The organism is Mesorhizobium sp. M8A.F.Ca.ET.218.01.1.1 (assembly GCF_004791165.1).
GTDB lineage: Bacteria > Pseudomonadota > Alphaproteobacteria > Rhizobiales > Rhizobiaceae > Mesorhizobium.
Map to the genome: position 1 here is coordinate 132,240 of NZ_SRUZ01000007.1, position 13,262 is coordinate 145,501.

Genomic DNA, 13,262 nt, shown 5'->3' on the forward strand with positions numbered 1-13,262 from the left:
GGGGCCTGCCTTTGACAACCATGGAAGCGGCGAGTCCTTCATGAACGTTCTCTACATCGACATCGACAGCCTGAGGCGCGACCATCTCGGTTGCTACGGCTATCATCGCAACACCTCTCCAGTCATCGACAGCCTCGCCCGCGACGGCATCCGCTTCGAGAACGTCTATGTCTCCGACGTGCCCTGTCATCCGTCGCGCACGGCGCTGTGGAGCGGCCGCCACGGCATGCGCACCGGCGTGGTCGGCCATGGCGGCACCGCCTGCGAGCCGTTCCGCGAGGGCGCCGGGCGGGCCTGGGCCGGCACCTTCTACGAGGAGGGCTGGATGCGGGCGCTGCGCGATCTCGGCTACCACACGACGACGATCAGCAGTTTTGGCGAGCGGCATGGCTGCTGGCACTGGTATGCCGGCTTCAACGAGATCATCAATCCGGGCATGGCCGGCATGGAGAATGCCGACGAGGTGTCGGGCCTGGCGCTCGACTGGCTGAAGCGCAATGGCTCGGCAAAAAAATGGTTCCTGCATGTCAATGTCTGGGATCCGCACACGCCCTATCGTGCGCCGGACTCGTTCGGCGATCCGTTCGCCGACCAGCCTTTGCCGGAGTGGATGACGAAGGAGGTGTTCGAGAAGAGCCATGCCGGCTACGGTCCGCACAGCCCTCGGGAGCCCTCGGGCTTCGACGTCGAGCCGGGCGGATCGAAATATCGGCGCATGCCGTCGCCGATCGACGACATGGGCAAGGTCAAGGCCTGGTTCGACGGCTACGATACGGGTGTGCTCTACGCCGATCATCATGTCGGCCTGATCATCGAGGAACTGAAGCGGCAGAACCTCTATGACGACACCATCATCGTCATCGGCGCCGACCACGGCGAGAACCTCGGCGAGCTCAATGTTTGGGGCGACCACCAGACGGCCGACGAGTTCACCTGCAACGTGCCTCTGGTCATCCGCTGGCCTGGCGCCAAGGACATGCGCGGCGTCAATGCCGGCCTGCACTATCATTTCGACTGGGCCGCGACGCTGATCGACCGGCTTGGCGGCAGCGTGCCAGTGCTGTGGGACGGGCAATCCTTCGCGACCGCGCTTGCCGCCGGCGAGGAGGGTGGGCGCGATTTCCTGGTGCTGAGCCAGGGCGCATGGGCCGTGCAGCGCGGCGTGCGGTTCCGGCTCGACGGCGCCGACTGGCTGATGCTGCGCACCTATCATGACGGCTACAAGGACTTTGGGCCCGTCAGCCTGTTCAACCTCAGCGAGGATCCGCACGAGCAGCATGACCTTTCCAGCAGCCGGGGCGACGTGGTCGATCACGCCAGCCGACTGCTCGAGGACTGGCGCACCACGATGGCCAGGAGAAGCGACAGCGATGTCGATCCGCTGGTGACGGTGATCAGGGAGGGCGGGCCATTCCATTGCCTTGGCGAGTTGCCGGGCTACCTCGAAAGGCTGCGCCGGACCGGCCGTGCGGCGGCCGCGTCCGAACTGGAGCAGCGACACCCGGCACCGCCGCCACGCCGCCAGTCCCTGAACTGAGGGACGAAGCCTTCCTCGCTTGGTTGTGGGCGACTTATCGGCAGCAAGGCTGCGCCGAAGCGGAAGGCCCGCAACAGGCCTTGGCTTTTCTCTCTTCCTCGAGCCAACGGTCGCGCGGCTTGCAGCTTGCCGGCCGGGGCGAAAGGTCGACATGCACCGCGCCGCCGACGAGCCGGGGAAGGGCGGCCCGATACAGGGCGATCGGGCGCACGCCGTCGCTGACCTCGAAGGTCAGCCGGGCGGAAGGGTCGAGATCGACATGCTCCGTCACCTTGCGGATGATCGCCGAGAATTTTCCGGCCGGCATATGCGTGCGGTCCTCGTCGACGTCCCACAGCTGGACGAAGATCTCGGTCCAGGATTCGGGATTGGCGCCGCAATCCAGCGCGGCGAATGTGCCGGCCTTCACCTCGGTGACGTGGTAGCCGGGCTTCACCGGCCGGCCATCATGGAAAAACACCAGCTGCCTGTCCTCGTGGCCGGCCAGAAAGCCCAGCAGGCCAGCGATGGTGATGTCCTCGGGATCACCGGCGATGGCGGGGGTGGATTCAAATTCCCGATTGTCAGAGGTGAGCATGTGCGGTAATCCTCGTTTCAACATTTCTAGGATTGTTGAAATATGGATGAACGTCAAGCCCTGTCCGCATTCGCAGCCCTTTCGCAAGAAACACGACTGCGCATTCTGCGGCATCTGGTGATCGCGGGTCCGGATGGTATTGCCGCAGGCGCCATCGCCGAGAAGGTCGACGTCTCGGCCTCGAATGTGAGCTTCCACCTGAAGGAGCTCGAACGGGCAGGGCTGGTAAGCGTGCGCCGTGATTCCCGCTCCATGGTCTATAGCGCCGAGTATGAAGCGCTGAGCGGGCTGATCCGCTTCCTGATGGAGGATTGCTGCTCCGGAAGGCCGGAAATCTGCGCGCCGGCACTGGCGCCGGGCTGCTGTGCGGCCGATGCGCAAGAGGCGGCCCAATGACAGTCGAGCGCCAGTTCGACCTGCCGCGCCGTCTGGTCGCGGAAAGCCTTGGCACGGCGCTGCTGGTGGCTACGGTTGTCGGTTCAGGGATCATGGCGCGGTCGCTGACGGCCGACGGCGCACTGGCGCTTCTCTGCAACACGCTGCCAACCGGTGCGAGCCTCGTCGTGCTGATCACAATCCTCGGCCCAATATCCGGTGCCCATTTCAATCCGGCCGTGTCGCTCGCCCTGACGTTTTCGCGCCGGCTGTCGGCCGGCGACTGCGCCTGGTATATGCTGGCCCAGCTTACCGGCGGCATTGTCGGCACGGTGATCGCGCATCTGATGTTCGGCCTGGCGCCGCTGGCGCTGTCGACGCATGGCCGCACCGGCGCCGCGCAATGGCTTTCGGAGGGCGTCGCGACCTTCGGCCTGCTCGCCGTCATCCTGGCCGGCTTGCGCTTCGAACGCGCGGCCGTGCCCTGGCTGGTGGGCCTCTATATCACGGCTGCTTACTGGTTCACCGCATCGACGTCCTTTGCCAATCCCGCGGTGGTGGTGGCGAGGGCGCTCACGGAGACGTATTCGGGAATCAGCCCGGCAAGTCTTCCCGGCTTCATCGCCGCCGAGTTCGCCGGCGCCGGCTTCGCGCTGGCGTTGATGACGTGGCTGCTGCAGCCGCAATCCGAAATTCCAACCTCTTGCCGTCGAGGCCGCGCCATGACCGTCACCGTCTACCACAATCCCGACTGCGGCACCTCGCGCAACACGCTTGCCATGATCAGGGCGAGCGGCGAGGAGCCGGTGGTCATCGAATATCTGAAACATCCACCCAGCCGGGACCGCCTGGGCCAGCTTATCGCCGCCATGGGAATTCCTGCGCGCGCCTTGCTGCGCGAAAAGGGCACGCCCTATACCGAGCTTGGCCTGGCTGATCCCAAATGGAGCGACGAGCAGCTGCTCGATGCCATGCTGAGGCATCCGATCCTGATCAACCGGCCGATCGTCGAGACGCCAAAGGGGACGCGGCTGTGCCGGCCGTCCGAGCTTGTGCTCGACCTGCTTGACCATCCGGTGACCCACTTCACCAAGGAAGATGGCGAGGTGGTGACCGGTGACCGTGGCATCAAGTAATCGGGGCCTTTCCGAGCTCGATGCCTCGGAACGCGCGCCGATAGCCGCGATTGCCGCCCTCGGGGTCACCCAGATCATCGGCTACGGCACGCTCTATTACAGCTTCAGCATCCTCGCCGCCGACATGGCCAGGGATTTGGGATGGCCCACCGAATGGATTTTCGGCGCGCTTTCGGCCGCCTTGCTGATCGGCGGCCTGACGGCGCCCTGGCTGGGGCGCTGGATCGACCGCTTCGGCGCCGGAAAAATCATGACCGCCGGCTCGGTGCTGGCAGCGGCGGCACTCGCCGGCTGCGCCAGTGCTCCCACCGCCGTGGCCTTCGTGGCGGCGCTGATCGTCCTCGAAGTGGCATCGAACCTGGTGCAGTACGGCGCCGCCTTCGCGCTGCTGGTGCAGATCAGGCCGCATGCCGCGCAACGCAGCATTACCTACCTCACCCTCATTGCCGGCTTCGCATCGACCGTGTTCTGGCCGATCACGTCGGCCCTGCACGCGCATATGCCGTGGCAGAGCGTCTATCTTGTCTTCGCGGGGCTGAACCTGCTTGTCTGCCTGCCGCTGCACGCCTGGCTCTCGCATGGGCTGGCCAAGGGCAGGCGGTCGGCAAGCGCGCCGCCACGGCACATCAAGGGATCGCTTCCCGCCCCGGCGCGGCCGCTCGGCCTTGCGCTGATGGTCATTGCCTTCTCGCTGCAGAACCTGATCGCCGCCGCCGTGCTGGTGCACATGGTGCCGCTGCTTTCCGGGCTTGGCCTCGGGGCGACCGCCGCCATCGTGGGAACGCTGTTCGGGCCGTCGCAAGTCTTGAGCCGTTTCATCAACATGGTCTTCGGCGGCAAGCTGTCGCCCTTGATGCTCGCCATCATCTCGGCCAGTCTCATGACAATCGGTGTGGTCGTGCTGGATGGCACCGCGCCTTCCATCGCCGGCGCAATGGCGTTCGCCGTCATCTTCGGCATGGGCAACGGGCTTTTCAGCATCGTCACCGGCTCGCTGCCGCTCACATTGTTCGGCAGCGATGGCTACGGCCACCTGCAGGGCCGAGTGATGTCGGCCCGGCTGATCGTCTCGGCCGTCGCGCCTTTTGCCTTGTCGGTCGCCATGGTGAATATCGGCATCGCCTGGTCGCTCGGGGCGATGGCGCTTCTGGGCGGTGCCGCGCTGATTGTACTGGCGGCGATCAGCAGATTGCCGAACGCGCGCGGCGACCGGGTGTGACGTCCGACGCGTTGCCCGCCGGTTCATGCCATCTGGCCGTGCCCCCATCGAGGCATCCGCGCTGCCTCACGACAGGCGGGCCGGTTCGCTCTATCTCCCATGCGGCCGGCCTTCGCGCCTGCCGGCATGGAGGATGAACCAAAGTGACATCAATGCCGGTTGCCAGCCGCGAGGCAGCACCCTTGCCGGTCGCGGCGCTGATGGGTGCCATGGTGTCGATCCAGATCGGCGCCACCTTCGCCAAGACGCTTTTCCCGGTGATCGGCGCGCAAGGCACGACGACGCTCAGGCTCGTCATCGGCGCCCTGATGCTGATCGCGGTGCTGCGGCCCTGGCAGATGCGGCCCTCGCGCGCCACGCTGCCGTGGCTCGTCGCCTATGGCGTGACGCTCTGCGCACTCAACCTTCTGTTCTACGCAGCGCTCGCCAGGATCCCGCTCGGCGTCGCGGTGGCGCTGGAGTTTTCCGGTCCGCTGCTGGTGGCGACGCTGACCTCGCGGCGTGCCAGCGACTTTGGCTGGATCGCGCTGGCGGTCGCCGGCATCGTGCTTTTGTCGCCCTTCATCCACTCGCTGCAGCCGCTTGACCCGGTGGGCGTGATGCTGGCGCTGGCCGCCGGCGGTTTCTGGGCGCTGTATATCGTGCTGGCGCAGAAGGCGGGCGCGGAGCTCGGCACCCGCACCACCGCCTATGGCATGGCCATCGCCGCCGTGCTGGTGCTGCCCTTCGGCATAGCCGAGGCGGGAAGCGGCCTGCTCGCGCCGTCGATCCTGGTCAGCGCGCTGCTCGTCGGCCTGTTCTCCAGCGCGCTGCCGTTCTTCCTCGAGATGGTGGCGCTGACCCGCATGCCGGCCCGCATCTACGGCACGCTGACCTGCCTGGAGCCGGGGCTCGGCGCGCTCGCCGGGTTTCTGTTCCTGCGGGAAAGCTTGACCATGCCGCAACTTGCCGGCATCGCCGCCGTGATCGTGGCCGCCGCCGGCACGGCGCTGACCTCGAAGCCGCCGGTGCCTTCACCGGAGTAAGGGAAGGCCGTCTCTTCGGCCGTCGCCGATCTGCGACGTCGGCTCCTTCATGGACTTCGCAAAAATACAACCCATATTGAGTCCATGGAGCTTTGAGCGTGACCTTCGCGCGGGTGGCCCTTCTTGCCGCGGCCTTCGTCGTCGCGGCTGTTCTTTGTCCCTTCTCCTCAGCCGGGAGCGAAAGGGTGGCCCTAAGCGTCGCCATTGACGGCGCCATCGGGCCGGCAAGCAGCAGGCAGCTCAAGGAAGCGCTCGATGCCGCGGCCAGGCGGGACGCCGCAGTCCTCATCCTGCAGCTCGACACGCCGGGCGGGCTGGTCACCTCGATGCGCGAGATGATCGCCGATATCCTGGCGTCGCCGGTGCCTGTCATCGGCTATGTCGCGCCGGCCGGCGGCCATGCGGCGAGCGCCGGCACCTATATCCTCTACGCCACCCATGTCGCTGCCATGGCGCCCGGCACCAATCTGGGCGCGGCGACGCCGGTGGAGATTGGCGGGCTGCCGTCGCTTCCGGGCGGCGACAAGAGCGACCAGAAGGGCGAGGGCGACCAGAAGGACGCCAACGGCCGGCCGGCGGGCGACGCGATGATGGCCAAGGTGACCAATGACGCGGTCGCCCTGATCCGCTCGCTGGCGGAACTGCGCGGCCGCAACGGCGACTGGGGCGAGAAGGCCGTGCGCGAGGCGGCGAGCCTGTCGGCCAATGCGGCATTGCAGGAACATGTGATCGATTTCGTCGCCCGCGACACCACCGAGCTCTTGCTGCTGGCCGATGGGCGCACCGTCGATGTGGCCGGCAAGAAAGTGGTGCTGGCGACGAAGGGGCTGCCGGTCGAGACGCTGAAGCCGGGCTGGTTCATCCAGCTGCTTTCCGTCATCACCGATCCGAACACCGCCGTCATCCTGATGTTGGTCGGCGTCTACGGCATCGTCTTCGAGTTCACCAGCCCGGGGGCCGTGGCGCCCGGCGTCATCGGCACCATCTGCCTCGTGCTCGGCCTCTATGCGCTCGATCTCCTGCCGATCAACTATACCGGCCTTGCCCTGATGCTGCTCGGCGTCGTTTTCCTCATCATCGAGGCCTTCAATCCCACCGTCGTGCTCGGGCTCGGCGGCGTGGCCGCCTTTCTGTTCGGTGCCGCCATGCTGCTGCGGGTCGAGGGGCCGGGCTTTGCCTTGTCATGGGCGATCATCGGTCCCGCCGCCGCGCTGACGCTTGGATTGGCGCTGCTGAGCGGCACCTATCTCTGGGCGGCGCGCCGAAACCCGCCGCGCGTCGGCGGCGAAGCGATGCGCGGCCAGCCGGCCGAGATCCTCGACTGGCAGGGCGGCGAGGGCCATGTGCTGGCCTTGGGCGAGCGCTGGCGGGCGAAGGCCGATGAACCCGTCGCGGCCGGCGACAGCGTCGAGGTGACCGACATCAGCGACCTCGTGCTGACCGTGCGGCGGCGCGACGCGGGAAGGAATGGAGCAAGGCAATGAACATCGGCTATGTGGCCTACCTGCTGCTTGCGGTTCTTGTGGTTATCTTCCTGTCCGCGGCGATCCGCATCCTGCGGGAATATCAGCGCGGCGTGGTCTTCACGCTCGGCCGCTTCACCGGGGTCAAGGGGCCGGGCCTCATCATCCTCGTTCCCTTCGTCCAGCAGATGGTGAAGGTCGACCTGCGCGTGGTGGTGCAGGACGTGCCGCCGCAGGACGTGATTTCGCGCGACAATGTCTCGGTAAAGGTCAACGCCGTGCTTTATTTCCGCATCGTCGACGCCGAGCGGGCGGTCATCCAGGTCGAGGACTACATGGCCGCCACCAACCAGCTGGCGCAGACCACGCTGCGATCGGTGCTCGGCAAGCACGAGCTCGACGAGATGCTGGCCGAGCGCGACAGGCTCAACAGCGACATCCAGGAAATTCTCGACCAGCGCACCGATGCGTGGGGCATCAAGGTGTCCAATGTCGAGATCAAGCATGTCGACCTCAACGAGAACATGGTCCGCGCCATCGCCAAGCAGGCCGAGGCCGAGCGGCTGCGGCGCGCCAAGGTGATCAATGCCGAAGGCGAGCAGCAGGCGGCGGCGAAACTGGTCGAGGCGGGCCGCATGCTGGCGGCCGAGCCGCAGGCCATGCAGCTGCGCTATTTCGAGGCCTTGCACGATATCGCCGGCGAGCGCTCGTCCACCGTCGTGTTCCCGTTGCCGGTGGATTTGCTCAGCCAGTTCCTGAAGCAGGGGAAATAGAGGAGAGCCAGCATCGGAACTGCCAATCTCGGTCGCGTGCGGGAGATTCCCCGTCTTCGCCCTTGCTGCCGCCAAATTGTCTGACCTTCTCGTTGTCAGAACCTGACGCTGAGATCTGCCTTGGCGCCGTTGTCGGTGTTGTGGCCACCGAACTGGCCGACATAGGACAGGCCGAGCGTGGCATTGGTCGACATTTGCAAATCGAAGCCGGCCTCGATCACCGCGCTGTCGCTGGCGACAGGCACGCCGGCGATGGCAAAAGCATCGCCGCCGGCGAAGGCGAAGGTCGAGGTCGGCGTGACGTCGCCAAAGGCGTGGCGCCATCCGAGCGTGCCGCGCGCGGTCGCGCTGATGCCGCCGAGCGCGACGTCGGTCGAGGCGCGCAGCCCGAGCGTGGTGAAGGTGGCATTGGTGGTTGAGCTGGCGCTGGTCAGCGCGGCGGCGCCACCTTGCTCGGTGAAGCCGTCAGCATGCACACTGACATAAGCGAGATTGGCGAAGGGCTCGAACTTGAAGCGGCCGACACCAGCCTTGTAAGCGAGTTCGCCGAACACCTGCGCCGTGCCGGCGTCATAGTCAGCCGACAATTGGTCGGCGAAGCCGTTGAAGGCCACCGAGCGTTTTGTCGAGATGCTGTTCCAGCTGTAGGCGGCACCGGTGCGGAAGGCTATGGCGCCCCAATTGGTGCCGCCGTAGAGTCCGAGATGATAGTTGTCGCTGGCGCCGCTGGAATGGCGGTCGTCGGCGTCGAAGGACGAATGGCTGTAGCCGCCGATGATGCCGACGCGCCAATCGCCGATCGGGCTGTCGGCGCCGACCAGGAGGCCGCCGGTCGAGCGATCGAAGTTGGCTGCATTGCCGTCGCTGCCGGTTTGACCCCGGGAGCCGAAGGCCTGGCCCCAGACGGCGAAGCGGTCGGTGTCGGCGGCCACCATCCCGGGCCCGCCCTCGCCATAGGCCATGACCGGCAATGCGGCTGCGCCGGCATCGCCGAAGGCTGCGCTGATTCGCTTGGTGGCGGCGTCGCGGATGAAGCGGCTGTCTTCCAGCAACATCCCCTTGGCCGAGGCGTGGATTTCGCCCGAGAGCTGGTCGAAGGCGTCCTGGGCGGCTGCCTCACTCGGCAAGGCAAAGATGGCATCAAAGAGCGGATTGCCGCTGCCAAGGCTTTCGGCGCCGCCGCCGGTTGCGATCTGGTTGGGCGTCAGGCCGACCGAGGCGAAGGACTTCGCCTGCACCACATCGAGATAGACATGCGTGGGGTCGTAATTGGCGATAAGGCCAATGAAGGGGCCGGCCCCGCTGAGCGTGTAGGTGCCGGTGACGCCCGCATCGGCTTGCAGCACGGTGTAATGCGTGCCCGGCACATAAGGCGCGGCGTCCGCCTTGACGACATCGAGGACCGTGCCGTCGGCGATCGTCGCCGTGCCCGTCGCCAGGATGAGGTCCGACTGGCCGGTCGAGGTGAGTTCGACCTGGTAGATCGAGCCCGCCGCCTGGTCGATGTCGCCCGCGACATTGAGCGTGCCGATCGAATTGCCCGGTGCGATGACGCCGCCTGATTGTGCGACGATGCCGCCAACCGTGCCGTTGCCACCTAGCATTCCGCCCGTGATCGTCACCAGCGAACTGGCCAGCGAACCGTTCACGGCCAGCCGTCCGCCGTTCACATTGGTTGCACCGGTGAAGCCGCTCGAATTGGCGGTCAGGTTCGTCGTGCCGGCAATCTGGTCGATCGAGCCCGCGCCGCCGATCGCCGATGCGAAGGTGTAGCTTGTGTCGGTGTGGTTGAAGTTGATCGCACCCGCGCCTTGTCCGAACTGAACGCTCGCCGCATTGAGCGCGCCGGCCGCCGCCGCTGGCGATCCGCTCGCTGCACCGATATTCAGCGTGCCGACGGAGCCCGCCAGAAGGGCGATGTTGACCACGCCGCCGGCCGACACCACGCCGCCATTCGCGATCGTCAGTGAGCCTGTGCCACTACCTCCAATGTTGAGATCACCGCCACTGGTCCACGTCGAGCCGGAGCCGCTGACGTTGGCGGTACCGATGGATCCGCCATTAAAGCCCAAATAGCCATCGGCATTGGCGACCGTGCCGCCGTTCGAGACGATCAATGAACCGGTTCCGCGCTGACCGACAATAAGGAGGCTGCTGCTCGTCCAGGTTGAGCCCGCGCCGCTGACCATTGCCGAACCCGTCGATCCGACATCAAAACCCAGATAACCAGCAGCGTCGGTGACCATGCCGGCGTTTGAAATCGCTAGCGTGCCGGCGCCATAACCGCCGAGAACGAGGGAAGAACTGTTTGTCCAGGTCGCGCCGACGCCATCAACAAACGCCATGCCCGTCGAGCCCACCTTCGCGCCAATAATCGCAGAGCCGTTGCTGACCGCGCCATGCGAGATCGCCAGCGTGCCGGTGCCATAATCGCCGACAAACAGATCCGCGCTGTTGGTCCAGGTCGAGCCGGCGTTGTCGACAATCACCGTGCCGGTCGAGCCCGCCTGCGAGCCAATGACGCCAGTACCGCTGCTGACCGTGCTGCCATGCGAGATCACCAGTGTGCCCGTGCCGGCACTTCCGACGAACAGGTCTGCGTTCGTCCAGGTCGAACCGGCACCGTCGACGAAAACCATGCCGGTCGAGCCTGCCGAGTTGCCGACATAGGCGGTGTCGTTGCTGATGGCGCCGCCATTGGTGATCGTCACGTTGCCGGCGCCGAGATTGCCGACATACAGATCCGCGCTGTTGGTCCAGGTCGAGCCGGGACCATCGACGAAGACGGTGCCTGTCGAGCCCGCGAAGTCGCCGACATAGCCCAAGGCGTTGCTGACCGCGCCGCCATTCGAGACCGTTAGCGAGCCCTGGCCTTGGAAGCCGATGAAGAGGTCGGAAGTGTTGGTCCAGGTCGAGTCAGCACCATTGACCGTCACCAGGCCCTTGGAGCCCACGTCATAGCCGGCATAACCCACCGAACTGGTGACCGCGCCGCCATTCGTGATCGTCAGCGCGCCGAAGCCCGCGTTCCCGACCGCGAGCGCTGCGTTCGCCCAGGTCGAGCCAGCACCGTCGACAGTTGCCGTGCCAATGGAGCCCGCCAAATTGCCCAGAATGCCGCTCAGATTGCTGACCTTGCCGCCTTTCGAAATGTTCAACGCACCAGTGCCCTGATCGCCGACGAACAGGTGGGAAGAATTCGTCCATATCGAACCCGCTCCGTCGACCGTCACCGCGCCGTTGGAGCCCGCGTGCCAACCGATGGTGCCCATGGCATTGCTGACTGCTCCGCCATTGGTGATGTCCAGCGTGCCGGTGCCAAATTCGGCGATGTAGAGATCCCCACTGTTGGTCCATGTCGAGCCCGGGCCGTCCACCGTTACGGTGCCGGTGCCCAGGCCGTAGCCGACATGACCCACGGTGTCGCTCACAGCGCCGCCGCTGGAGATCTTCAAGGTGCCAGTGCTGCCGGTGCTCAAGGCAAGGAAAAGGTCGGAGCTGTTGCTCCAGACGGAGCCCGGGCCAGTGACGCTCACGGTGCCGCTCGCGTTCGAAACGTAGCCGAGATAGCCGGCAGTGTCGGAGAGGGTGCCGCCGTTCGTAATCGTCAGCGAGCCCGAGTAACTCGCAATGGTGCCCACAAACAGATAGTGGGCGGCCGCACTCGCCGCATCGACCACGGCCGGGTGCGGAAACACCGGATCGAGAATCACGTCGTCGCTCGATGTCGGGACAGCGGCGGGGTTCCAGTTTCCGGCGGCGAACCAGTTCGTGGAGGCGGCGCCGGTCCAGACCTCGGCTGCCGATGCAGGGATCGGCTGGCCAAGGCCGACCAGCGCAGTCGAGGCCAGCGCCAGGCATTTCAACGCGTTAGCCTTGCGGCCTCCAAATGCATTCCGCGGCATTTAACCCCCTGACATGACAGTCGTTTCACCCTGAAGGCTGACATGTCATTGGAGCCCGGCCTTGTCTTGGGCAGGGCGGCACTGGAATTGGACTGGAGCGAAAAGCAGCGTCTTTTGCGCGCACTGTGGCAGTTCGGCGTCATCGGTCGCGCAGGCGCTGCGGATTCGGCCTCGCACGGGCTGATATCGGACCGAAAGGTGCAAACTTATCTGGCGCTTGTCGGCGTATAGCCGAAGCGGCGACGAAAGCAGCGGTTGAAGTACGATACGTCGCTGAATCCGCTTGTCAGGGCGATGTCACTGACCCGCATGTCGCTGTGTTTGTGCGAGAGCATCCTGTGGGCGCTCTGCAAACGCAGTTCGAGAACGCGTTCGGAGAAGCTCATTCCCGTCTCCTGAAGGAGGTCGTGGACGTAGCGCACCGACAGGCCGAGTTGTTGCGCCACACTTTGGGCGGAGATGCCGGGATCGATAAAATCCTCGGCGATCCTTGCCAGGACGGCCTCCAGCCTGGCAGCGCGCAGGCCTCGAAGCCCGGCCAGTTCGGCAGCCCGACCTTTCGCGCCGGTCGCCAGGCCGATCAGATCCACGATCGTGTCCGTCGCGTGCGTGATCAGATCCGCCGAGGCAAGCGGGCTGCCGCTTTCAAGAAGCAGGCAATAGCGTTTGAGAAGATCGAGGGCTTCGCTGTCGGCGCCGATCTTCAACCCCAGCCTGTCATCGATCTGCGGGAAAGCACGCAGGAGGATCGCGCGTGGGATCACCACATTCGTCCAGGCATTGCTGTCGGCACAGGTCATTTTCAGAGCTTCCGATGCAGTGACGAGCACGGCCTCTCCCTGACCGACGGCATATTCGCGGCCGACCTGTACCCCTGACAACACGGTGTCGGCCTTGTTGATCAGCAACAGATAACCGTCATTGGCGATGTTGCTCGCTTTCCTTGTCGCGTGCTCGATGGTTCCGGACATCTGACCGAGAACCACTGAACCGACAGCCGTGGCCTCGATGGACGCTTCGAAGGGCAGGTTTTCCGGACTGCGGTGTTCGACCGACAATATTTCCGCGACATGGATGTCTTGCCACAGGGAAAATCGCTCGCGTTCGTCAAGATGCGGTGACAACCGAGCCGATGAAAACACCGTCTTTCGAGACAATGGGGAACCTCGACAAGTATCCACGGCTTAAAAAATATCGAACGCGATGCTTTCCATTGCGACAATAACCGGCAACAGTGGCGGCCCGGCGTTCA

The 13,262-nt window shown here is 65.3% G+C and carries 10 protein-coding genes and 1 pseudogene; 8 read left to right on the plus strand and 3 right to left on the minus strand.

Features of this window, described 5'->3' with window-relative positions; translation table 11 throughout:
- Nucleotides 1-40 precede the first annotated feature (40 nt).
- Entirely contained in the window at nucleotides 41-1,537 is a 1,497-nt protein-coding gene (locus tag EN861_RS24365) for a sulfatase (protein ID WP_135866047.1), read from the plus strand.
- A 34-nt stretch (nucleotides 1,538-1,571) separates the two neighbouring features.
- Here EN861_RS24365 and EN861_RS24370 read toward each other — a convergent pair whose 3' ends face one another.
- Nucleotides 1,572-2,114, minus strand: coding sequence for a DUF6428 family protein (locus EN861_RS24370; RefSeq protein WP_135866049.1), 543 nt, complete (start codon nucleotides 2,112-2,114; stop codon nucleotides 1,572-1,574).
- 42 nt (nucleotides 2,115-2,156) lie between these two features.
- On the opposite strand from EN861_RS24370, the gene EN861_RS24375 reads away from it, so the two are divergent.
- From EN861_RS24375 to EN861_RS24405, 7 genes and pseudogenes are all read left to right on the plus strand, one after another.
- Nucleotides 2,157-2,510 carry a metalloregulator ArsR/SmtB family transcription factor gene (locus EN861_RS24375; RefSeq protein WP_135866051.1) on the plus strand — a complete coding sequence of 118 codons (354 nt, stop codon included), beginning with the start codon at nucleotides 2,157-2,159 and terminating at the stop codon, nucleotides 2,508-2,510.
- Nucleotides 2,507-3,172 (plus strand): annotated as a pseudogene (locus EN861_RS24380) (MIP/aquaporin family protein); the annotation flags it as partial. The gene EN861_RS24375 and the pseudogene EN861_RS24380, both read left to right, overlap by 4 nt.
- 39 nt (nucleotides 3,173-3,211) lie before the next feature.
- The gene (arsC, locus tag EN861_RS24385) at nucleotides 3,212-3,625 is read left to right on the plus strand and encodes an arsenate reductase (glutaredoxin) (RefSeq protein WP_135866413.1); all 414 of its coding nucleotides are present in this window, start codon (nucleotides 3,212-3,214) and stop codon (nucleotides 3,623-3,625) included.
- Entirely contained in the window at nucleotides 3,612-4,844 is a 1,233-nt protein-coding gene (gene arsK, locus EN861_RS24390; protein WP_135866415.1) for an arsenite efflux MFS transporter ArsK, read from the plus strand. Before arsC ends, arsK begins: the two co-directional genes overlap by 14 nt.
- 143 nt (nucleotides 4,845-4,987) lie before the next feature.
- Nucleotides 4,988-5,869 carry a DMT family transporter gene (locus EN861_RS24395; protein ID WP_135866053.1) on the plus strand — a complete coding sequence of 294 codons (882 nt, stop codon included), beginning with the start codon at nucleotides 4,988-4,990 and terminating at the stop codon, nucleotides 5,867-5,869.
- A gap of 98 nt (nucleotides 5,870-5,967) precedes the next feature.
- Entirely contained in the window at nucleotides 5,968-7,353 is a 1,386-nt protein-coding gene (locus EN861_RS24400; RefSeq protein WP_127870319.1) for a nodulation protein NfeD, read from the plus strand.
- On the plus strand, nucleotides 7,350-8,105 hold the full coding sequence (locus EN861_RS24405) for a slipin family protein (protein WP_127278988.1): 756 nt from the start codon (nucleotides 7,350-7,352) through the stop codon (nucleotides 8,103-8,105). Before EN861_RS24400 ends, EN861_RS24405 begins: the two co-directional genes overlap by 4 nt.
- A gap of 95 nt (nucleotides 8,106-8,200) precedes the next feature.
- On the opposite strand, the gene EN861_RS24410 is transcribed toward EN861_RS24405, so the two are convergent.
- Nucleotides 8,201-12,010, minus strand: a complete 3,810-nt coding sequence (locus EN861_RS24410) for an autotransporter domain-containing protein (RefSeq protein ID WP_135866055.1) — start codon at nucleotides 12,008-12,010, stop codon at nucleotides 8,201-8,203.
- 206 nt (nucleotides 12,011-12,216) lie between these two features.
- Nucleotides 12,217-13,068 (minus strand): AraC family transcriptional regulator, encoded by an 852-nt coding sequence (locus EN861_RS24415; RefSeq protein WP_245512100.1) that lies wholly within the window; start codon nucleotides 13,066-13,068, stop codon nucleotides 12,217-12,219.
- Nucleotides 13,069-13,262 lie beyond the last annotated feature (194 nt).